We start from the raw sequence: 19,381 nt of genomic DNA, 5'->3' as shown, positions 1-19,381 counted from the left end.
TCGGCGGGCTCACGGCCCGACAAGGCGGCGATCTCCGCGCGATCCTCGGCACGCAGCAGCGGTGTCAGCTCGCGGGCATCGTCCTCGGTGGCGGGGAGCATGGTGATCACCACCCACGCTCCGCGACAAAGGCGTACTTCCAGTTCGCAAGGGTGAGGCTCTGCATGTTGCCGGTCGTCCTTTCGAGGGCGGCGAATGCGACGCTGATGCCAGTCTGAATGCCGATGGTCTTGGCCGTCGTCGTGATCGGGATCGGCACGTAGGCCGTCGAATAGACGGATGCATGCCCCTCGGTGATCTGGTCGCCGACGGCATAGCCAAACTGGGTCGTTGTGTTCTCCATGACGAACTTGGCGATACGCGGCTTCACCCCGATATTGTGGCTGGCGGAGGTGAATGTTGCGGTCGAGGGAAGCGTCGCCGTAAAGGCCGATGCGAACTTGCCGTTATAGGCATAGGCCACCGTCGAGATGACGCCCGTCCCGTCCGTCGCGGCCTCACCCACCATCACCAGGTTGACCTGCGGCGCGGTCGTGCCGTTGCCGAGGTAGCCACGCATTTCGGCGATGTTGAAGGTGAACTGGCCGGCGGTGACGGCCGACGTGCCGCCCCACTGGTAGACCGGCGCGAGGAGTGTGCTGCCGGGCGTCATGAGGCCGTTGGCGATCGTGACATAGAGGAAGTTGGGCGTTGCCGCCGCTCGGCTGGCGGTGAGGCCCGTCCACTGCAGCGGTCCCGTGCTGTAGCCGATCTCGTCCACCGGTGCGCCCGTCGAGGCCGACCAGCCGTTGGCGGCCGTCGCCACCAGGGGGTAGCTGCTCGACACGTTGCTGGTCGTGATATTCAGCGCACTCGGGTTGGTTCCGAGGAAGTCGGGAAGCCCCGCCGACGTGACCGGACCGGCGCTCACCGTCTGGCGCACGCCCGAGAACAGGAGCGACGACGGCGGCGCCTGCCACGTCGCGGCGCTGCCCGTGATCCCGAGGTACTGGCCGGACGTGCCGCGCGGCAGCCGCACATAGGCCGAGCCGTTGTGGGTCAGAAGGTCCCCCGCCGTCGTCAGCTTGTCGAAGTCGCCGATGTCGGCCTGCAGCGCCTGGATCAGCGCGTAATTGCTCTGTTCCGTCGCCGGGTCGCTGATGCTGCTCACCGTGTACCGTCCCACGATCTCGGCGAGCTGCTGCATCGCCATGGTGATCAGGTCCAGCCGCGCCTCGACCACCTCGGGGTAGTAGCCGCCTTGGTTGGAAAGCACCGTCGTCTGCGTGTAGGGCACCGTTCTCACGATGGTGAGTTTGGTGCCCGTGGCGATCGGGGAGCCGGCGAGCGGATAGGTCACGCTGCCGCCCGCTCGCGTCCCGATTCCCGTCACGCTGTATTCGCTGGCGGCCAAGGTGGTCTCGACATCGTCGGCATCGGTGTAGATGACCGCGAGGTGCGACGCCTCCAGGATCGGGAAGGTGTAGGGGAAGACGGTCGCCGAGGCGTTGCCGTCGTGGATCACCTTGTTGGTCGTGGTCGTGAGGGCCATGGCTCAGGCTCCGGCTTCGAGTCGGGGGATGATGGCGACGAGGGTCGCGGGCAGCGGGTTGGCCTGGCGCACGAAGACCCGGCCCTGTGCATTCCACGAAGGATCGACCAGCACCCGCTCGTCCCCGGTGGTGAGCATCGTCGGATAGCCCGGCTGCTCGGTCGTCCGCTCCTTGATGTCGACGAGGCGGTCGGACGTGGGCCCGGCGCTGAGGCCGCGCGTGTCCTTCACCCGGAGCACCACTTCGCCGATGACCTTCTGGCGCCCCTGCAGGGTCGGCGGCCCGGCCTCGATGTTCAGCGTCTCCAGATCGCAGGTGTAGGGCAGGCCCGCCACCACCCGGCCGCAGGCGCGGGGCAGGGCCACCTGCCCGTCCGTGACCGTGGCCGCCGGCTGCACGGAGCCGTCGGCGAGGATGGCGACCTCCCGCCCCTCCAGATGCCACAGCCCGGCCAGCGTCAGAGTCGCCAGCGCCCAGTCCGACAGCGCCGTCGCCTGCAGGGAGGTGTGTGGCGCGGTGTCGAGCGTGGCGCTGACATGCGTGCTGTCGGTGTAAGCGGTGACCGTGACCGTGACCTGGTTCTGGCCGCTGCGCAGGATGTACTTGGCGCCGACCGAGGCCGCGGTGAAGGGCGTGTGCCCGGCCGCCGTGACGGTGACGGTGTCGCCCGCATTCCAGGTCGCACCGCTGAACGTCAGCGTGGCGCCGGTGTCCCCGTTCCACCCGTTGTAACTGACGCCCGAATCGACGCACCATGCCGAATAGAAATCGGGGAAGTAGCGGCTCGCCATGCGCTCGACATGGCGCACCGTCTGGCCGCCCACCGTCCGCCGCACCGACAGGTAGAGGATGCTCTCGTTGCCCTCCTGCACGGTGGCCACGCTCTCGACGAAGCCGTCGGTGACATGCCGCGACCAGGCATAGACGTCGTGTTCCTTGAGGTAGGTGAAGCCCAGCAGCACGCCATCGGAGCGCACGCACCAGACGATGCCGTCGGGATCGCGCGCATAGGCCCATTCCTCGATGGTCTTCCCTTCGAACAGGTGCCCGGCGAGGATCGAGAGGTTGCGCCCCTGGAAACTGTCCGACGCGAACTCGTAGGCCACGTCGCGCACCTTCTTGCCCGAGGCCGTGACGTAGAGCGCCGAACTCTCTGTCCCGATCGGCGGCACGTCGGACACGCCCTCGTAGGACTGCGGCTTCACCGCGCAATTGGCCGGCGTCATCACATCGGCCTGCGCGCCGGCCCATGCCTTCCACACCGCGCCCGAGGTCCAGACCAGCAGGACGTTGAGGCTCAGCAGGTGCCGGATCTCGTTCACCTCGCGGCTGGCGATGGTGCGGGTGATGGCGTCGCTGTCCTTGGACGGCGAGCTGGTGTTCATGTTGTTGAAGGCGGCCGAGGCCGACGACCACAGGGTCTGCGGCTTCTGGTTGGTGCGGGCATACCACTGCCGGCCCTCGTGATAGGTCGAGCAGCCGGGATACTTGTCCGTCGCGTCGAACGGGTTCTTGTCCTCCGGCGGCGTGTCGGACGTGTCGGGCGCCACCGTCGTGTCGGTGAAGCCGGTCGTGCCGTCGCCCGCCCGGCCGATGAAGCCATAGACCCCGTTCTTGCCCTTATAGACGTTGTAGGAGTTGGCCCCGGCGGCATCGGTCCAGGTGATCTTCGAAGTCTGCGTCGTGGCGCTCACCGAAGCCGACGCCACGCTTTCCTCGCCGGTCTCCTCGGAAACGGCCGTCACGACATAGTCGAAGCCCGCCCCCGCCGCCGTGGACGCCAGCGCCGTCGGCGGCTGCTGCGTCGGCGCGTAGGTGATCGTCGCGAGCGACCACGAGGCATGGCCGGTGCGAGTCAGGTTGCGCGGCGCGTGGGACGGGTGCGTGAGTGTCATCGTGTCCGCGCTCTGCACGAACTTCAGCCGCGGCAGGTCGGCCTCGGGATAGGGCGTGGCGAGCGTGTAGTGCCGCGCCGCCGTCCCGCCCGAGGTCCAGGTGCCATAGCCCGACGTATCGATCCCGATGGCGAAGCTGCTGGCGCCCAGCACGGTGATGTCGACGCTGCGGCCGTCCAGCTCGACCATGCCGCCGACGCCGTCGAGGAAGATCCTGTCTCCGGTCGACCAGCCATGCGCGCCCGAGGTGGTGACGACGCCGGGATTGCCCTGGGTGATGCCGGCGATCGCAATCCCGGCCTCCAGCACGTAGCCGCCATCCTTGACGACCCGCATTTTCTGGTCGCCGAACTCCAGCACGTAGGTCTGCTCGGTATTGAAGGCGAAGGGGACCAGGCGCGAGCGCCTGGCCGCGTGCAGAACGGCGCCGACGAACGCCGTACCCGCCCGCGTGCTGGCCCCGCCGAACGGATGGATGAACCAGTTGAGGCAGGTCGCGAGGCCCACCTGGTACTTCGCGAGATCGACACGACCGTGCAGCGCCGGCGACAGCTCCCCGGCGGCGAAGCTCGGGAGGACGAGCGGCATCGGCATCAACGATAGATGCTCTGCAGCCAGACCGCGGAGCCCTCCTCATAGCCGCGCACCGCCAGCGATTCGGCGACCTGAAACCGCTCGGTCGATGACTGTTCGTTGGCGCTGTCCGCCATGGCCTTCTCGATGCGTTCCTGGGCCCGGCGGGCCAGTCGCTCGGCGAGGTCGGCCTTCTGGGTGATCGGCAGGGCAACGGCCGCCGCGAGGCAGTCGACGAAGGCCAGCACGAACGGCGGGCTGAAGCGCGCCGGATCGGTCACCCGCTGGCCGTAGATCGCATTTGCGATGGAGTCGTTGCACAGCAGGAACTGGTTGGTGCCATCGGACGCCACCTCGAAGGGCACCGCGAGACCGTTCCAGCGGATCCAGCACGAGCCGCCGAAGTCGAGCCGCCAGATCTTCAGGCAATCCGATGGGTAGGCGTAGCTGTAGGCCCAGCGATCGGGCGGCGTGCCGGATGAGGCCAGCGGCTGAGAAACCCTATTGAAGTTCCAGTCGAGCATGCCGAGCAGGTCGTCGCGCACGGTCTCGTACCAGAGGCTCAACTGCCGGGCCTCGGTGCTGTTCTCGGTCAGGTCGGCGATGGTGGCGCGCGTGCCGAGCCGGCTCAGCGACATGTTGCCGATGTCGACGTCGGTCGCCATCAGCCACCCCTGCTCGCTGCCGCCAGCGCCGCCGTCTTCTGCGCCGAACCCGCCGAGCTGCCGACCCAGTAGGCAACCACGCCCGTGAACGAAGATCCGAGGCTGCCCAGCATGATATTGGCGAGATCGCGCGAGCCCTCAGGGATCTCGCGGCGGATGATCAGGTAGAGCATCACGAAGAAGCCCACCGCGATGATGACGCTGACGACCGGTGCGCCCCAGGCGATCACCGAACCGGCCTTCGCCAGCTCGACCGTCTGGGCGCGGGCGCTCTGCACGTCGGCAAGCTGGGCCTTGAGGGCGTCGAGCTCCATGCGCTTTTCGTCTGCCGCTGCCTGGATAACAGCTTGTTTGAACTGCAGGGCGAGGTTCGGGTCGGCGGCGACCGCACGCTCAATCTGGTCAACGTCGCTGGTGCCGAGGATATCCTGAGCGATTGACGTGACCTTGCCGACCGCCTTCCCGGTCTTGTCGCCAAGGATCCATTCGGCAACCGTCGGCGCGAGCCCAAGCAGCAGGGGGATAAGGGGCATTACACGGCTCCTTCGACGAACAGGGCGCGCTCGGCGGCGCGGCGGCGCACGAGGCCCGGCAGAACGCCATCGGCTCCCCGATTCCAGCGCTTGAACTGCTCGGCGGCGCCCTCGTAGTCCCATTTGTTGAGCAGACGCAGGAGCGTCGAGTTGCCAAACTGAGTGGCACCGATGTTGAAGACGAAGCTCGCCAGCGCATCGAACTGGTTCTGCGTGATCATCACGTCCACGAGGTGCTTTATCGCCCCTTCGGTGGCCTTCAGGTCCTCCCGCAGCCATTCGGTGGCCTGTTCTTCGGTGCAGGTGTCGCCCTGGCGGACGCCGTGTGTATGGCCGTAGCCGATGGTCCAGGGCTCGCCCGTGACCTTGTTGCCGGGGTCCGGGTAGGCTTCCAGTTCAAGCCCCTCGAATTCCTTGATGAGGGCGATTCCCCGGTCCAACGTGACCAACAGGGAATTGGCGGCGTTGCTCATGGCATCGCTCCTATTGCTTGAACTTCTGGCCGGCGAACATCACCAGCGCGCCGATGAGGCAGATGACGACGGCCTGGCCGATCTGCTTCAGCGCTCCGTTGCGCACGGTGCGGTAGGCGTTGAACAGATCGCGCAGGCCGCGGATGTGCTCGGGCGCGTCCTCGTCGCCGAGACCCACGCCGGCCAGCGCCTTCTTGGCGCCGCGCTCGGCCGCGTCCTCGAGCATCGCTTCGAGGGCGGCCTGCGGCATGGTTACGAGGTCGCGGTCGCCGGTCATGGACGCCTACTCCAGTACGTAGCCCCGGACTTCGAGCCGGGAGGCGGAGTCGATGAGGTACTGTTGCAGGCGCGCCTCATCGATCTCGTCGGCCGACGACGCCGCGATATGGTCGACGTCGATTTCTCGACCGGCGCGCGTGACCGACACCTCCACGCACGGTGGCAAGCCGGGCAGCGCGCCGGGCATTTCGACGAGGCCTCGGTTCGTGATCACCAGGTCGACGGTCTCTCCCGTGGCCGTTTCGCTGACGCGAAAATTGAATGCATCGCCCTTCATCGGTTTATTCCTTTCCTAAGCCTTGCGAGTCTGCGGCAGGGTCAGATTGATTTCGCCCGCGTGATCGCCGCCCGTCGTGTCGAAGTGAAAGAACAGGTACTGGCGCACCTGATCGCTCCCGGGCGCCAGCGTCAGGTAGTCGGTGCGCAACACGCCCGAATGCGGCTCCGGGATCAGGCCCGCGAGCACCGAATGTCCGTCGTAGAACGACTGGTTGCTGACGCTGCCGACCTCCTGACAGAGGAGCATGATCGTCTGCAGCTTGTTGCAGGAGATGATGTCGTAGGCGAATTCGGAGAACACCCGATCGCCTGCGGACAGGTCGCCACCGAAGCCGATGCCGAGCTGGCTGACCTTGTACTGGTTGATGGAGCCTCCGGCCCCGGACGCCGAGAACACCAATTTCAGCGTGTTCGCGTCCGGCTTGGAGCAGACGATATTCGTCGTCGAGTCCGCCGGCGCTCCCGGCGCCACATCCCAGCCGGTTGGGACATCGCCCGTGATCAGCGTCGAGCCGCCGCCCGGCATCGTTTTCGTGCCGCCAACGCCCTCGAACGTCCAGGAGTGGCCCGACAACAACGAACCCGTGGGGTTGTGCGTCGCGTGGTAGTCGTCGAGGTAGTCGCGCCTCGGGCGATAGCTGTGCGATACGAGGACCTTCTCCAGGTCCTCCCGGATCGCCTTGGCCATGAAGTACGCCCCCATGGCGTTCGGGTGCTTGCCGTCGTCGGACATGCCGCTCTTCCAGGCGCCCGTCGCCGGATCGGCGATGTAGCGGTTGATGTCCGAGACGATGGGGGCGCACGGCAGGCCCGCCGCCGCGACCAGGTCCGGCCGGCCGAGTCCGAGGTCGATCAGCCAGTTATTGTGCGTCGCCCGGACGAGTTGCCCGTTGGCCGTGAGGCTCGAGTCCGGCGGAAGCGTCAGGGTGACGGGGATTTTCCGGCGCAACAGGATCTGGGCCATGATGGACGAGGCATCGGCCTTCATGGTCGCGATCGAGGTCGCGCCCTGGGTCTTGTCGTTGTTGGTCCCGCCTAGGAAGAAGATCACGGCGGCATCGGAGGCCAGCGCGCCGGGCAGGCTGCGCGTCCTGATCTGCGCCAGCGTGTCGCCGATCCAGCCGAAATTGTAGTTCAGCGGGAAGCGGAACTTGCGGCCGGTCTGGATGACGAGCTGCGTCAGGTAGCCGGTCGCGCTGTACGACGTCGTCGTCGAATTCTGCGCCGAGATGCTGTCGCCGAGGGGAGCGGCGATCAGCGGCTCGCCGATGAGTCGCGGCGGCGCGCCGTAAACCGACTGGAAGAGCTGCTGCGAGAATGGCGGGCTGAAGAACTTCATGGCGCGCCTACTTGTAGTAAGCGACGTTGAGCACCGCGCCCGCCGCCACTTCGATGAACTTGATGGCGCTCAGGTCGCCGGCATATTCGATCGTCTGCCCGGCGAGGATCTGCATGCCGACGCTCGCCGTCGGATTCGTTCCGTCGTCGCGGAATCGCACGTTCTGGACTTCGGCCTGCACCAGGACCCGCATCGCCGTGGCCGGGATGGTGGGGAGCCCGGTCGCGCCCGAGAGAGACGGGATCTGCGCCTGCAGCAGGGGCGTTTCCTTGCCCGCGGTGACCGGCAGCGGCTGATCGTCGGCAACCGGCACGGCACCGCCGGTTGCCCGCTGGATGAAAGAGATGATGTTGAAGGCCATGGATTGGGTCCTTGTGCTCATGACGCGCTCCTTCAGCGGGAGACGCGATGGACGCTCAGAAAGCCGGTCACACCGCTCTCACAGATCACGGCGATCCAAGGGTCTGCGTAAAACGCGGCATGGATTTCGGGGTCGAGGACGATGTTGTCCTCTTTCGTTCCCGGCAGGATCAGGTAGCCGGTCAGGTCGGTTTCGATGGTCGACCCGCCCAGCGCTATGTAGATGTTGTTCGGCCCGGGATTGGTGATGACCAGGCTGTCGCCCTTGCCGCCAATCTGGGTCCTCGCGCTCGCGGCCGTGACGGCGAGCCGCAATCCCCTGCCATTATTCTGGAAGATGATGGGCGTCATATGCGGCCTCTGATGGAAGTGGGGCCGGTCTTTCGACCGGCCGCTCATCTTCAGTTGGACGGTGTCGGCGCGAGCGGGCCGCCTGTCCGGGGATCGACGTATCCGGCGGGCGGCTTGCCGTCGGTCATGGCCGGCGCGGTGAGCGGCGTCGCGACCTCGCTGGCAAGGCAAGCCTGATCCGTGGTCGGCGGCGTGTCGTTGGTCCAGACGATCACCTCGTCCGCTTCGAAGCGCTGGAACCCATCCCAGTAGGGAAGGAGCAGGCGAACCCGCTCCCCCTTCTTGATGTCGAGACGGGCGGTCTCCTCGCCAACGCGCTTGGTGGGGGCTGCCATGGATCAACTCCCTTAGACCGTGAAGCCCGACGGGCGGGCGACGTTGTTCTGACGATCCAGCGTCAGATAGGCGTCGATCGTGCCCGACGTGAAGTCGTTGGTCGCCGGCGTGTAGTAGACCTGGATGTAGCGGCGCAGGCCCTTCGGCAGGGTGATGCGCAGCAGCTCATAGCCGGCCACCAGCGAGGCCTTGGCGATGGCCGGACCCTGGACAACCGTCGAAAAGGACGAGTTGTCCGCCGAGTCCTGCAGGGCGACGGTGAGCGTTGCTGCACCGCCGGAGGCCAGCAGGTCGGTCTTGACGGCCACCACGAGTTGGATGTTCTCGCCGTCGCCCATGTGCCGAAGCGCGGTGGCGAAGTCGATGCTCTTTGTCGAGGCCGCGGCGGCGGTGAGCGCCTGCGCGTCCGACATGACGAGGTTCTGGTCGACGTACATGGTTCGGTTCCTTTCCTGCTCGCGCTTAGGCGATCGTCGATTCGGTGCTGAGGAGCTGGTCGACGGTCTTGAGCGGGATACCGTCGTAGTTGTCGAAGCGCTGGATCACGCCGCGATCGTTGCCGGTCTCGGTACGGCGGATCGTGGTCAGGTTGACCGTGCTGGAGGCCTGGACGCCGTAATTGCGCTGCTTGTTGAGGAAGCGGCGGACCTTGCGGTTCATGTAGAGAACCGGGCGGCAGGCGCTGAGGTTCGGGATCTTCGCGATGGCCTGGTCGATGCAATCGACGAGATCGACGGGCGCCGAGGAGGTCAGGCCGGCGGTGCCGGAGCCCGTCTCGATATTCGCGATGCGCACGACGTAGCGCCAGTCCTTGACGTGCAGGCCTGCCTTCCACTTGTACTCGCTGATATAGGCCCGGTAGCGCTTGTTGTTCGGATCGAACGCCCAGTCCTCGCCGAGGTCGCGATCGTCGAGGCCGGCCTTGCTCCCCTTCGGGAAGATGCCCGTGACCTTGTCCGGCGCCCAGCCGATCAACCAGATCGAGGCCGACGTGGTCGAGCCCGAGCTGTTGCCGTTCACCACGTTGTTCGCGGTCTGCGAGGTGCCGGTCGAGAGCGTGTTGTAGCGCGGGGTGAAGCCCATCGGCTTCTCCGGCGCGACGGCGCTGTTGGAGTAGAACAGCTGGGCCGCCATGTCCTGCGAGATGCCCTCGATGAAGGCTCGGTTCTCCTGCGCGCGCCAGGCGGCCGAGTTGCCGTTCAGGTCGGCGAGGTCCTTGTCGACGATGGCAAGCGCCGTCGAGATGCCGCAGGTGTCGGTGACCTGTGCCGTGGTGGACTTGCCGGGGTCGATGCCCTGGTTGATGCGGCGCCACGTCGGCGACGGCAGCGACGTGCGGACCGAGCCGCGATGGCCGGTCGGCAGGTTGCCCTCGATGAAAGGCATGTCGCCGATGATCTCGTTCATCTGCGACAGCAGTTCGCCCACGGTGGCGATCGACCCATCGGGGTCCTGCAGCTTCGCCCAGTCGGCGAGCGTGGTGAAGGTGGTCGGGTTTGCGGTAGCCATGTCCTAGCTCCTAGGGATTCATGTTGCTGTTCGGGAACTGCGAGCGAGCATCACGAGCCCCGCCGGCACCGGCATTGCCGGTCACCCAGGAATCGTCCTTGATCGCCTTGCTGACCTTCACCATTCCGCGAATCAGCCCGGGGTGATTGGTGAACCCCATGCTTTCGAGGTAGGTGACGGTTTCCTTGTCGAAGACCTGAGCCAGCGCCGTCTTGGCGTCGCCGAGGGCTTCTGCGGAGAACTCCTTGGCGGCGTTCTCCTTCCATTCGGTGGTCTGCTTGGCCCAGTTCGCCGCGGCGCTGTCATTGACGGCCTTGGCGATCTGCTTGTCCCGCTCGACCGTGAAGTCGATCAACTTCTGCGCCACCTCGGGCGCGATCTTCTCGGTGCCGAAAAGCTTCACGGCCTCGCCGAACACCGGATCGTCGGCCTTGTAGCCTTCGGGCAAGGTGAGCTTCGAATAGTCGGCCGGGGTTTCGGCCTTCGTCTCGGTACCCTTCGTCTCCTCGCCGGACTTGGTCTCCGTGGTCTCAGCCGCCTTGGTCTCGGTGGTGGCTTCCGTGCCCTTGGTTTCGCTCGCGGTCGTATCGGCGCCTTTCGTCTCGGTCGCCGTCGTCTCGGTGGTCGTGCTCTCGGTCGTCGTGGTCTCGTCAGCCATCGTCCTGCTCCTGTGTGGCCAGCTCGTCGGCCAGTTGCTTCTCAGCCGCGGCAGCGCGTGCCTCGGCCGTCATCAATTCCGTCTGCTGCGGTGCGTGCTGTTCGATCTGGCCCAGCAGTTCGATCCCGATGGAGCGGCGGCCGGCCATGTAGTCCTGATGGCGCTGGGCCTCGGGGCCGCCCGGCACGTAGCCATCGGCCCGAAGGTCGCAGATCCCCAGCAGGCCATGGACGAAACGACGCCCGGCTTCCGTCTCCATGACCGCGCGCACGTCGTCGGCCGCGCGCATCTGCGCCAGCTTCTCGCGCTTCTCGGCATCGCGGACCTGGCGGGCATCATTGGGATCGTGCGTCATAGGCCGAGCACCGCCTGCAAGGCATTCCGGCCGCCGCCCACGTCGGTTTCAGACAGCGTCTTGGCGCCGTCGGCCGCCGTGGTCGCCATGGCCGCGGCCTGTGCCGCCTGCTCCTTCTGGGCGCGCGCCTGCCGCATCTTCGCGACCTGGTCGTCGCTGACCACGATGGCGGACGGCGCGCCGAGCTTGTCGGCGTAGACTTCCATGGTTTCGTCGGCGTCGAGCTTGTCCAGCACCTCGGGCTTCGTCGCCGCGATGCTGCCGGCCATGGCCCACAGACGCTCGACCGAACCCAGATCGGCCGCTTTCTGGGCCTGCGCGAGGATGGAGATCAGCTCGACATCGAGCGGATAGCCCTGCAGCTCCTCCGGCGGCTCGGCCAGCAGCCGATGCTCGAACATGATGTCGAAGGTCTGCTGGACCAGCGGCTGCAGCAGGTCATCGTGCAGGTTCTCCAGCACAGGCCCGAGCATCTGCATCTTCTCTTCGCGCCGGGTGCTGATCTCGAGCTGGTTGCGCGGCTGCACGCCCTCCATCTGGTCGAACATCAGGAACAGGTCGGCGAAGAAGGCGGACTTGACCGATTCGCGCGTGCGCAGCACCAGCCGCTCGACCTCGGCGATGGCGCCAGGAGCCGTCTGATACAGGGGCCACATGCCGGCGCCCTTCTCCTGCGTCGTGAAATAGTTGATGGCGCCCGGCAGGACGGACGACGCCGAGCCCCGCAGGCTGATGTGCGCGCCCATCGGCGGGTTCACATGCTTGTCGACCGCGTTGTGCTCGCGCTTCGCCAAGATCTGCAGAGACTTCACGTCCGGCAGGGAGTCGTGCCCCGGTCCCTGGGAATAGGCCTCGTTCTCGATTGGCTTCCACCGCGGCGTCAGGACCGGAAAGCGGCTGTAGCCGGCGCGGTGGATGAACTCGCCTTCCGCCTGGCCCGAACCCTCACGCCAGTAGACCGAACGGAATGCCTTGCCGGCCCAATCGAGGCGCCCCTTCTCGACCTTCGGATTGGGCTCGATCATGTGCATGATCGCGATCTCGGTATCGGCCTCGGGGCCCTTGGCCTTCTCCGAGATCTCGCGGATGCCGTGGTTCGGCCAGCGCTGTTCGATCTGCCGGCAGGTGTACATGAACCGGCGGGCCAGCGTGTCGACGCGGCCGCGCCAGTCCAGGCCGAGGTAGTATTCGCCCGTGGTGAGCGTGTAGAGCCGGATCACGTCCTCGCGGTCGAATTCCAGCAGCGCGCAGCCGGTGCCGAACTGGCCCAGCTCCTCATAGATCAATGGCAGCGCGGAATAGAGATTGCTGGCGTTGAACACCATGCGCATGCGCTCGGCGGAGTCGTCGAACCACGCCTTGACCGGGGCCAGCTGCGCGACCTGCTTGTCCGGCACCGTCATCCGGAACCACGGCCGCGCAGGCGAGGTCACACCCGACATCAGGCCGGCCACGAGGGTTCGCAGCGCGAAGAGTGCGGTCGGATCGATGATGGCACCGTTCTTCTGGGTGCCGCCGTTGTTCGAGTTCGGAGCCGTGAAGAAACGACCGCGGCGCGGGTTCACGAAGCGCGACAGGTCACGCCATCCACCCTCCCACGACGAACGCTGCCGCTTGAGCACGGCAATGCGCTCGTCCAAGTGCTTCCGGAGGGCGGCGTCGTGGGCCATCAGGCGGCGCCCTGCAGATGCGCCCACCGATCGCCGCGACGGATTCGGTAAACGTGCGACTGCCCAATCCCATGACGCGCGGCCAATTCTGCCGCCCGATCTAGAGTCACAGGGGCAGGCTCCGCGAGGATTTCCAAGACGCCTGCCGCGGTAATTTTGTGCCCGCCCTGCAGTTCTCCCTTCGGGCGGTGCTGCCGGCCTTTGGCATCCCGATCCGCCATGTTGTCCTGGTGTGTGCCCAAGAACAGATGGTCCGGGTTCACGCACGCCCGGTTGTCGCAGCGGTGACAGACGCACAATCCGACAGGGATGGGGCCGCGGTTCAGCTCCCAGGAGATGCGATGGGCGACGTTGCCCTGGCCATTCCACTTCGCCTGACCATAGCCAGATGAGTAGTAGGAGAGCGTCCACAGCAAGCAACCGCTGTTTGGCTCAGGAATTGACCGGTCTTCGATGTACGGATGCATCACGCACCCAGAAGCTGTTTGCCGGCCGTCGTGCTGGCCGGCGTGGCGAGGCCTGTGCCGCTCGTGGCAATCGTCGAGGCATAGCCGGCCATCGCCTGGGCGCGCTTCTTCTGCTCGTCGCGCGCCTTCTTCACCGAGTCATCGGCATAGGACGGAACGGGATCGGGCGCCGGCGGCAATGCCGGGGGAGACATGGGAGGATAGGCGGCCCCGCCGCCACCGAAGATGCCCAAGCGCTGGTACTCCAGAGAGAGCCAGCCTCGAAATCTTCTGAGGGGGTTTACGAATTACAAGCGCAAACTACAGGTCCGCGTGAGGGTCGTAGTCGGACTCGACCATCTGTGCTGCGTGCCCACCTTGCGTCGCGAACCGCGTATCGTCGGGCATATCGGCCACGGGATAGGCGAACGTCAATGCCAGGCCATCCGCCACGTCTGGAGACGCAAGTCCGCGCTTCTTCATGTCCTCCTTGCGCTCCAGGCGGATGGCGTTGTGCGTGTCGAAGCCGTATTGCCGGCCGGTCAGCTCGGCCTTCAGCTCCGGATCGTTCTCGATGGCACCGGTCTTGAGCCACAGGCGCATCGCGGCCCAGATCTCGGCCGCCTTGTCGGCCACCAGGGGCAGGTCGCCGCCCATCATGTAGCGATCGGCCTTGCCGCCGAAGTTCACGCCAACCACCAGGACGCCCGGCAGCATCTTGCGCACCATGTCGACGACGCCCGCGCCCATGCCGCCTTCGTCGATGTAGATGGCCCGCGCGCCGTGCATCATGGCCTGTTCGGCTACCTTGCCTGAGAGCGTCACCAGGTCGAGGCCGCGGAACTTGAGCGTCGGCACCGTGCGGGCGTCCAGGCCGCGGCGGAAGGTCAGGACGGACTGATCCTCGCCGAAGCGGGCAACGTCCACGCCCATCACCAGCGCCTGCCTGAGGTGGCATACCGCCTCCCGCCTCATGGCCGCGTCGACCGTCTCGCCGTCGATGAACTGCATGCTGCCTCCTCGGGGGAATTGGCCTTTGACGCGGATGCGGAAGAAGTCGCTATCCTCTCCCCAGTCCGTCTCCCACTGGGCGATTTCGACCGTGTCGGTGCCGTCGACCGTGCGGCTGTCTATTTGGCGCTGCCGCCAGCGATGCGCGAAGCGACCGCCGGCAAAGCATTCACGGAAGCGCCCGGTGTTGACCGTGGGATTGCCGAAGGCGAGCCAGATCAGCTCGGTATCCCGGTCTGTCAGCGCGCCCTGGGCGACCTCCCACACCTTGTCCGCGATCTCCGACGCCTCGTCGAAGACCAGGACGAGCCGCTTGCCCTTGTTGTGCAGGCCGGCGAAGGCGCTGGTGTTGTTCTCGGACCACGTGACGGCGTCGCACCGCCAGGTCTTGGCTCGGCTGCCCTTGGCGCTGATGCTGGTCGCCTCGAAGGTGAACCAGTGCTTGCAGATCAGCAGGTGGTACCACTTCGCGACCTCGGGCCATGTCTTGGTGCGCAGCTGGTCGCCGGTGTTGGCCGTGATCGTCGCCTTGGTCTGCGGGAAGGTGCTGAGCGCCCAGAGGAGCATCCAGGAGACGAGCGCCGATTTGCCGATACCATGGCCGGAGGCGACTGCGATCCGGACCGCGCCCTCCAGATCGCCGTTCAGCAGCGCGGCGCTGACATCGTCCATGACCTCGCGCTGCCACGCCCGCGGCCCCTGCTCGTCCGCCAGCTCCGTGCCTTCCTCGCCCCAGGGAAAAGCGAACTCGACGAAGCCGATGGGGTCGTGCCGGAAGCTGGCAATGGCCTCCTCCAGCTCGGCCTCCGGGTCCCGCTTAGCTAGTGCCGCCACCGGTGGCCTTCTTGCGAGCGCGATACGCCCGCTGCCGCTCAGCCGCCGTTACGTAAATGCGCGGCCGACCTTTCGTAACGGTGCCTTTCGTAACGGGTCGGGGTTTCGTAACGGGCGCGAGTTCCTTGATCCGGATCATGCCTTGGGCTTCCGCCGCTGGTAGGCGCGCTCCAGCCTGGCAGCCAGGTCGCCATCCTTGACCTCGACCTCAGTCTTGTCCCGCCAGCGGTCCGGCCGGCGGTTCTTGAGCCAGAAGATCATGCTGGTGGCGTCCGGCGGGTAGTGCTCGGTGTACGGGACCTCGATCGGCTGGCCCTCGTACTGCAGGATCTTCACCGCCGGGTGGCTGTAGCCCAGCGCCCGCTGGTACAGGCTGCGCTCCACGGCGCTGTCGGAAATCTCCTTGCCCGCCTTTAAGGCCCCCAGAAACTCGGGCTTGTCGCGCTTCCAGTTGTCGAGCGTGCTGATGCCAATGCCCCAGAAGGCGGCCATCTCCTCATCGGTGGCGCCGAACGCTGCGAGCTTGCGGGCCTCCTCGATCATCCTCGGATCGAACTTGGACGGGCGGCCTCCTTTCCCCTTCGCCATCACGCCCTCGCGTTCCGGTTCCGGGTGTTCACCCTGCCCATCATGGCGGCCAGTTCAGGTGTGACGCCTCGGGGGATGCACAGGTCCCGGCGCTTCTTGCCGATGAGCTTCACGTCCCGGTGGAGGTGGGAGGCGATCTCGGCGTCCGTCCAGCCGTCACTCGCCAATAGGCGGACGGTGGCGTCGTCTTGTGGTGTCCAGGGTGTGCGCGGCTTACGCGCGGTGGTGGTGCTGTCTTCCAAGGTTCCCGCCCGATTTAGACGGGGTCCTATTAGCGGGAAGTGTGACTAAGGAATGCAATCGATTGCGTGGAATAGTAGTGTCCGAGTTGGACAACTGGGCGGAGGATTTAAAAGGTTGAGAATCTGGGCGTTCTGCTTCGGGGCGGTCTTCACCGCTTTCTTCGTCGCCGCGACAGCCGCTGTAATCTTTCGCTGGGAGGTCACCCCTGGCCCTATTGGCTCCCACTACGTCGTCCGTGTGGATCGATGGACAGGAGAAATGGTGAGATGCATCCCCGACCTGGTGGGCCAGTACAACCCACAGCCCGGAGATCGCTTTAGGTGCGGAGACAACCGACCCTGATCCCAAAAAGAAAGGCCCCGACTGAGGGCCTTTCACATGATGCAGGTCTTACACCGCCGGGCGGGTGATACTCATTCGCATTAGGCGGCCTGCAATTCGGCTGTCCATGAGTTGTTGGTGCGATGGTCATGGCGAACCAGCATGCGGCGGAGCTCAATGGCCGGCGGGACCTTGGTCTGCTTGCCGTTCCCGATCAGCTTCACGCGATTGACCTTGTCAGCGCTGTAGTCAACGCCGGGAGCGCATTCCTTCACGCGCTCGCAGATCGCCAGTCGCAGTACGCTCTCAGCATAGCCCCCGGCGAATTCATGATCATTCTCCCAACGGCTAATCGTCTCGATCGCCGGCTGTCCGCCCATGGCTTCGGACAGCTCGCGCGCAGTCATGCCGGCAATCTTCCTCAACGCGCGGATCTCGGAACCGAGCAGCTTCTGAGGCATCATGCAGCGGACCAGCGCGGCCGCGGCCGACAGCTCCTCGAGGTTCGGCACCTCAACATACGACACCTGCTCATGGTCGCCATTAACCTCGATGATCTCCTTGGCGCCATTCACGACGATGACGTTCAACCCGACCAGGGCTGATGCATCATACCGGGCGATCTCTGTGGCCATGTCGTTCTTCCCTCTCCGCTATCTTGTACGCAAATACTCAAATCGAATTCGTAAGTGCCATCACCGTGATGATCTGCAGCGTAATCGCTTGATCGCGCAATCCCACGACGAGGCGAATGCGGCGGCCGTCGATGTCCGCGCCTTCAACATGAATGATCTCGTCTTTCTTGATTTCAAACCATGTAACCTGACCAGTCCTCAATACCTTCAACACGTCGGCGTGAGTGATTGCGTCGTTCGCCATCTCCACGGTCGCGTGCTTCGAATACCGAATAACGCAATGCCTGTCGGTCAAAATGGTGACCAAACGGCGTTGTTCTTCATGAAATTTCATTTAGATAACCGTGAGGGGAACTTGACGTTCCATCAAGTTAACACGAACCGCGAACTTGGGAAGAGGCGCTAACAGAAACACGAAGGGTGTGTCTAAAATGCCATTGTGATGCAATTTCAATGACTTAGCTTAGACGAACGCAGTCGAAAGCCCGCCGCAGCCACCCAGGTTACCCCATCGTAACTGCCAAACGAACCTGCGAATTGCTGCTGCGGCGCGCTGAACGGGCAACAGCGGCTAGGCCTATTGGTGCTCTCTGCCGCAGCACGGTCCGCCGGCGGCACCCCAGCTTCCGGGCCATCCGACGGTGCCGCTCTTGACCGACCGAATGCGTTGCGGCGAAGTCGGATAGCGGCTGGTGGCCCATCTTGGCGGCCGACCGGATCAACGACTCAAACCGCTCCCAGGCATCGAGCTCGAATTCGAGCTTGGGCGATGGTGCGGGCTTCTTAGGGAGGGCTTGGGCATGAGCAGTCTCAAGCGAAAGATTCAGCGTCAGGGGCTTTGCGTATTTTGCGGTCGGCCAGGACTCACAAAAGAACACATCTGGTCGGACTGGCTCAAGAGATACATCCCTATCGTAGCATCTCACCGCATGTCGGCTATCAGGATGCAGGGGGATCTCGCGCCCGGTGGGAAGGTGATACTTCAACCCCATCTTTCCCGAGAGAAGCAAGGTGGCGTTTCTCGACAACATCTCAGAAGAGTTTGCGGACATTGCAACAACGGATGGATGAAGGGCATCGTGGATGCCGCGAGGCCTACCGTCGTCAGGATTCTCAAAAAAGAGCAGCTTGAGATTCAGCCGGCGGAGGCCGCAGCCCTGTCCGGCTGGATCGCGATTGCATGTATCATGGCGGAGTACCTTGATGACCGGACGCGAGCCATTCCAGCCGAAGAGAGGGTCGCCTTAATGAAGGCTAGGGCAACCTCTTCCGATTGGATAATTTCAATCGGCCAGTACGAGGGGCAGGAATGGTCACCTGCAAGCTATAAGCATTTTGGCGCAATATTTAAAACTTCACCAGGGCCAGGGGGACTCCCAGAACCGCCGCTTCACTATCTCCACATCGCCACTTACACGCTTGGCCCTCTTGCGGTGCAGGCGATCAGCACCAACCACGCCGCCATTCTCGCTGATGCCAGCCGGAGGTGGATTGCCTCCGACATGATTCAGCTTTTTCCGGCCGCCCCGCGGTCCTTTAAGTGGCCCCCGCATCGCATTCTTCGCGACGGTATGGTCGACATGATTATTGATGGGCCCGTCGGTGACTTTCTTGGCGGAAACGTGCCGACGCGGAGAGGCCTTTAGATTCTTGCCCATGACGGGCCTGCTTTCCGGTCGCTCATCGAGACCTCCGAGCACGATGAATGGCCGAAAGGTTCATGGCCTCCCGCTGCCGAAGCACGGTCCGCCGGCAGCACCCCAACTTCCGAGCAATCCGCCCATCCGTCAGCCGGCACCCGTGCCAGTACCGGAGGGCCTCGGTGTCGTCTTCGGTCCAGATCTTTCGGCGGCGGGGCCGATGTTCATTGTTCATGTTCATCTGAGCGCGAATATGAACGTCCCTAGATGGCTATTTGCTTCGCCAATTTCCGATAGCTGCCTGCACTAGGCCCGTAATCGGGTTCTTTTCGTCAGTGGCCGCAATTTCCTGCACGCTCGCAGTGCTTTCATCCTTCAGGAGCCTTGCCTCCTGATCCTCCTGCAGCATCGCGGCTATCACGGCCAACGTTACGCCGCTTTCTTTGGCGTCTTCTGTTTGGCTCATTTGCCATGCCACCAACAAGCTCTCCCTCCGCAAATACATGCGGTAGATCTGCTTAAAATCTGCAATCGCGAATCGATATTGCCGCAGAAGAAACCAAGCGATTGCTTCAATGGCAAGGAACAGTGCGAAAGAACGCAAAGCTGGAAGCATATTCCGCAGCAGCTTCGACGAGGTCTCTGGCTCTGGAGCTACTTTGTCGATCTGCTTAGTCTTTTCACGATAGTTCAGCATAGCGACGAGTTTCTTCTCGTCGATACTCTGATCTCTCGCCATCCTTTCAAGCCAGGTTTGCTCGCTTTCCGCTGCGTAGGACTTATCGCCGGCTTCTGATCCCGGAACCGGGGCCGTTTGGGTCGCCGAAGAAGGGACTATGGAATCTCGCAAGTTTCG

25 protein-coding genes are annotated in these 19,381 nt (G+C 64.6%); 1 reads left to right on the top strand and 24 read right to left on the bottom strand.

All coding sequences use genetic code 11. From position 1 onward, the window contains the following. Nucleotides 1–106: 106 nt before the first annotated feature. From EPO41_RS04870 to EPO41_RS04760, 23 genes are all read right to left on the bottom strand, one after another. Complete coding sequence (locus tag EPO41_RS04870; protein WP_296321249.1) at nucleotides 107–1,531, bottom strand: hypothetical protein; 1,425 nt, start codon at nucleotides 1,529–1,531, stop codon at nucleotides 107–109. 3 nt (nucleotides 1,532–1,534) lie between these two features. Further along, the gene (locus EPO41_RS04865; protein WP_296321248.1) at nucleotides 1,535–4,015 is read right to left on the bottom strand and encodes a ubiquitin-activating E1 FCCH domain-containing protein; all 2,481 of its coding nucleotides are present in this window, start codon (nucleotides 4,013–4,015) and stop codon (nucleotides 1,535–1,537) included. Between the two features lie 5 nt (nucleotides 4,016–4,020). Further along, complete coding sequence (locus EPO41_RS04860; RefSeq protein WP_296321246.1) at nucleotides 4,021–4,665, bottom strand: hypothetical protein; 645 nt, start codon at nucleotides 4,663–4,665, stop codon at nucleotides 4,021–4,023. After that, a complete protein-coding gene (locus tag EPO41_RS04855) occupies nucleotides 4,665–5,198 on the bottom strand; it encodes a hypothetical protein (protein ID WP_296321244.1) in 534 nt (177 codons plus the stop codon). Before EPO41_RS04855 ends, EPO41_RS04860 begins: the two co-directional genes overlap by 1 nt. Then, on the bottom strand, nucleotides 5,198–5,671 hold the full coding sequence (locus EPO41_RS04850) for a lysozyme (protein WP_296321241.1): 474 nt from the start codon (nucleotides 5,669–5,671) through the stop codon (nucleotides 5,198–5,200). The genes EPO41_RS04855 and EPO41_RS04850 overlap by 1 nt, the downstream gene beginning before the upstream one ends. A 10-nt stretch (nucleotides 5,672–5,681) precedes the next feature. After that, nucleotides 5,682–5,948, bottom strand: a complete 267-nt coding sequence (locus EPO41_RS04845) for a DUF6127 family protein (RefSeq protein ID WP_296321238.1) — start codon at nucleotides 5,946–5,948, stop codon at nucleotides 5,682–5,684. Nucleotides 5,949–5,954: 6 nt separating this feature from the next. Continuing rightward, nucleotides 5,955–6,227 (bottom strand): hypothetical protein, encoded by a 273-nt coding sequence (locus EPO41_RS04840; protein WP_296321233.1) that lies wholly within the window; start codon nucleotides 6,225–6,227, stop codon nucleotides 5,955–5,957. A gap of 15 nt (nucleotides 6,228–6,242) precedes the next feature. Next, on the bottom strand, nucleotides 6,243–7,568 hold the full coding sequence (locus EPO41_RS04835) for an SGNH/GDSL hydrolase family protein (protein ID WP_296321230.1): 1,326 nt from the start codon (nucleotides 7,566–7,568) through the stop codon (nucleotides 6,243–6,245). Nucleotides 7,569–7,575: 7 nt separating this feature from the next. After that, a complete protein-coding gene (locus tag EPO41_RS04830) occupies nucleotides 7,576–7,950 on the bottom strand; it encodes a hypothetical protein (RefSeq protein WP_296321228.1) in 375 nt (124 codons plus the stop codon). 11 nt (nucleotides 7,951–7,961) lie between these two features. Next, on the bottom strand, nucleotides 7,962–8,279 hold the full coding sequence (locus tag EPO41_RS04825) for a hypothetical protein (RefSeq protein ID WP_296321225.1): 318 nt from the start codon (nucleotides 8,277–8,279) through the stop codon (nucleotides 7,962–7,964). A 50-nt stretch (nucleotides 8,280–8,329) separates the two neighbouring features. Further along, nucleotides 8,330–8,614 carry a hypothetical protein gene (locus EPO41_RS04820; protein WP_296321223.1) on the bottom strand — a complete coding sequence of 95 codons (285 nt, stop codon included), beginning with the start codon at nucleotides 8,612–8,614 and terminating at the stop codon, nucleotides 8,330–8,332. Between the two features lie 12 nt (nucleotides 8,615–8,626). Then, nucleotides 8,627–9,052: a Bbp16 family capsid cement protein gene (locus EPO41_RS04815; protein ID WP_296321220.1), complete on the bottom strand. Its 426-nt coding sequence runs from the start codon at nucleotides 9,050–9,052 to the stop codon at nucleotides 8,627–8,629. 25 nt (nucleotides 9,053–9,077) lie between these two features. Beyond that, the gene (locus tag EPO41_RS04810; protein WP_296321217.1) at nucleotides 9,078–10,124 is read right to left on the bottom strand and encodes a major capsid protein; all 1,047 of its coding nucleotides are present in this window, start codon (nucleotides 10,122–10,124) and stop codon (nucleotides 9,078–9,080) included. A 10-nt stretch (nucleotides 10,125–10,134) separates the two neighbouring features. After that, complete coding sequence (locus tag EPO41_RS04805) at nucleotides 10,135–10,782, bottom strand: hypothetical protein (RefSeq protein WP_296321214.1); 648 nt, start codon at nucleotides 10,780–10,782, stop codon at nucleotides 10,135–10,137. Beyond that, nucleotides 10,775–11,137, bottom strand: coding sequence for a hypothetical protein (locus tag EPO41_RS04800; RefSeq protein WP_296321211.1), 363 nt, complete (start codon nucleotides 11,135–11,137; stop codon nucleotides 10,775–10,777). The genes EPO41_RS04805 and EPO41_RS04800 overlap by 8 nt, the downstream gene beginning before the upstream one ends. Beyond that, complete coding sequence (locus EPO41_RS04795; RefSeq protein WP_296321208.1) at nucleotides 11,134–12,807, bottom strand: portal protein; 1,674 nt, start codon at nucleotides 12,805–12,807, stop codon at nucleotides 11,134–11,136. Before EPO41_RS04795 ends, EPO41_RS04800 begins: the two co-directional genes overlap by 4 nt. After that, a complete protein-coding gene (locus tag EPO41_RS04790) occupies nucleotides 12,807–13,274 on the bottom strand; it encodes an HNH endonuclease signature motif containing protein (protein WP_296321205.1) in 468 nt (155 codons plus the stop codon). The genes EPO41_RS04795 and EPO41_RS04790 overlap by 1 nt, the downstream gene beginning before the upstream one ends. Beyond that, complete coding sequence (locus EPO41_RS04785) at nucleotides 13,274–13,468, bottom strand: hypothetical protein (protein ID WP_296321203.1); 195 nt, start codon at nucleotides 13,466–13,468, stop codon at nucleotides 13,274–13,276. Before EPO41_RS04785 ends, EPO41_RS04790 begins: the two co-directional genes overlap by 1 nt. 106 nt (nucleotides 13,469–13,574) lie before the next feature. Further along, nucleotides 13,575–15,098, bottom strand: a complete 1,524-nt coding sequence (locus tag EPO41_RS04780) for a terminase (protein ID WP_296321201.1) — start codon at nucleotides 15,096–15,098, stop codon at nucleotides 13,575–13,577. Nucleotides 15,099–15,233: 135 nt separating this feature from the next. After that, nucleotides 15,234–15,686 (bottom strand): helix-turn-helix domain-containing protein, encoded by a 453-nt coding sequence (locus EPO41_RS04775; RefSeq protein WP_296321198.1) that lies wholly within the window; start codon nucleotides 15,684–15,686, stop codon nucleotides 15,234–15,236. Continuing rightward, nucleotides 15,686–15,928: a hypothetical protein gene (locus tag EPO41_RS04770; protein ID WP_296321195.1), complete on the bottom strand. Its 243-nt coding sequence runs from the start codon at nucleotides 15,926–15,928 to the stop codon at nucleotides 15,686–15,688. The genes EPO41_RS04775 and EPO41_RS04770 overlap by 1 nt, the downstream gene beginning before the upstream one ends. A 423-nt stretch (nucleotides 15,929–16,351) precedes the next feature. Next, nucleotides 16,352–16,885, bottom strand: a complete 534-nt coding sequence (locus EPO41_RS04765; protein ID WP_296321190.1) for a hypothetical protein — start codon at nucleotides 16,883–16,885, stop codon at nucleotides 16,352–16,354. Between the two features lie 37 nt (nucleotides 16,886–16,922). Next, a complete protein-coding gene (locus tag EPO41_RS04760) occupies nucleotides 16,923–17,219 on the bottom strand; it encodes a DUF4258 domain-containing protein (RefSeq protein WP_296321188.1) in 297 nt (98 codons plus the stop codon). A 466-nt stretch (nucleotides 17,220–17,685) separates the two neighbouring features. Here EPO41_RS04760 and EPO41_RS04755 point away from each other — a divergent pair, with 466 nt between their 5' ends. Then, nucleotides 17,686–18,531: a hypothetical protein gene (locus EPO41_RS04755; protein ID WP_296321184.1), complete on the top strand. Its 846-nt coding sequence runs from the start codon at nucleotides 17,686–17,688 to the stop codon at nucleotides 18,529–18,531. 265 nt (nucleotides 18,532–18,796) lie between these two features. Here the strand turns inward: EPO41_RS04755 and EPO41_RS04750 are convergent. Further along, nucleotides 18,797–19,381: hypothetical protein (locus EPO41_RS04750; RefSeq protein ID WP_296321181.1), on the bottom strand; the 585-nt coding region annotated here is incomplete at its 5' end.

This window comes from Reyranella sp. (assembly GCF_004297265.1).
GTDB lineage: Bacteria > Pseudomonadota > Alphaproteobacteria > Reyranellales > Reyranellaceae > Reyranella.
This window is presented reverse-complemented; position numbering and strand designations above follow the sequence as displayed.

Bases quoted from the DNA above. Each gene is read 5' to 3' on its own strand.
- EPO41_RS04810 (WP_296321217.1), bottom strand. From the start codon at position 10,124: ATGGCTACCGCAAACCCGACCACCTTCACCACGCTCGCCGACTGGGCG.
- EPO41_RS04825 (WP_296321225.1), bottom strand. From the start codon at position 8,279: ATGACGCCCATCATCTTCCAGAATAATGGCAGGGGATTGCGGCTCGCC.
- EPO41_RS04820 (WP_296321223.1), bottom strand. From the start codon at position 8,614: ATGGCAGCCCCCACCAAGCGCGTTGGCGAGGAGACCGCCCGTCTCGAC.
- EPO41_RS04845 (WP_296321238.1), bottom strand. From the start codon at position 5,948: ATGACCGGCGACCGCGACCTCGTAACCATGCCGCAGGCCGCCCTCGAA.
- EPO41_RS04755 (WP_296321184.1), top strand. From the start codon at position 17,686: ATGAGCAGTCTCAAGCGAAAGATTCAGCGTCAGGGGCTTTGCGTATTT.
- EPO41_RS04805 (WP_296321214.1), bottom strand. From the start codon at position 10,782: ATGGCTGACGAGACCACGACGACCGAGAGCACGACCACCGAGACGACG.
- EPO41_RS04865 (WP_296321248.1), bottom strand. From the start codon at position 4,015: ATGCCGCTCGTCCTCCCGAGCTTCGCCGCCGGGGAGCTGTCGCCGGCG.
- EPO41_RS04835 (WP_296321230.1), bottom strand. From the start codon at position 7,568: ATGAAGTTCTTCAGCCCGCCATTCTCGCAGCAGCTCTTCCAGTCGGTT.
- EPO41_RS04815 (WP_296321220.1), bottom strand. From the start codon at position 9,052: ATGTACGTCGACCAGAACCTCGTCATGTCGGACGCGCAGGCGCTCACC.
- EPO41_RS04785 (WP_296321203.1), bottom strand. From the start codon at position 13,468: ATGTCTCCCCCGGCATTGCCGCCGGCGCCCGATCCCGTTCCGTCCTAT.
- EPO41_RS04855 (WP_296321244.1), bottom strand. From the start codon at position 5,198: ATGCCCCTTATCCCCCTGCTGCTTGGGCTCGCGCCGACGGTTGCCGAA.
- EPO41_RS04775 (WP_296321198.1), bottom strand. From the start codon at position 15,686: ATGGCGAAGGGGAAAGGAGGCCGCCCGTCCAAGTTCGATCCGAGGATG.
- EPO41_RS04860 (WP_296321246.1), bottom strand. From the start codon at position 4,665: ATGGCGACCGACGTCGACATCGGCAACATGTCGCTGAGCCGGCTCGGC.
- EPO41_RS04760 (WP_296321188.1), bottom strand. From the start codon at position 17,219: ATGAAATTTCATGAAGAACAACGCCGTTTGGTCACCATTTTGACCGAC.
- EPO41_RS04790 (WP_296321205.1), bottom strand. From the start codon at position 13,274: ATGCATCCGTACATCGAAGACCGGTCAATTCCTGAGCCAAACAGCGGT.
- EPO41_RS04765 (WP_296321190.1), bottom strand. From the start codon at position 16,885: ATGGCCACAGAGATCGCCCGGTATGATGCATCAGCCCTGGTCGGGTTG.
- EPO41_RS04840 (WP_296321233.1), bottom strand. From the start codon at position 6,227: ATGAAGGGCGATGCATTCAATTTTCGCGTCAGCGAAACGGCCACGGGA.
- EPO41_RS04800 (WP_296321211.1), bottom strand. From the start codon at position 11,137: ATGACGCACGATCCCAATGATGCCCGCCAGGTCCGCGATGCCGAGAAG.
- EPO41_RS04870 (WP_296321249.1), bottom strand. From the start codon at position 1,531: ATGGCCCTCACGACCACGACCAACAAGGTGATCCACGACGGCAACGCC.
- EPO41_RS04795 (WP_296321208.1), bottom strand. From the start codon at position 12,807: ATGGCCCACGACGCCGCCCTCCGGAAGCACTTGGACGAGCGCATTGCC.
- EPO41_RS04850 (WP_296321241.1), bottom strand. From the start codon at position 5,671: ATGAGCAACGCCGCCAATTCCCTGTTGGTCACGTTGGACCGGGGAATC.
- EPO41_RS04830 (WP_296321228.1), bottom strand. From the start codon at position 7,950: ATGAGCACAAGGACCCAATCCATGGCCTTCAACATCATCTCTTTCATC.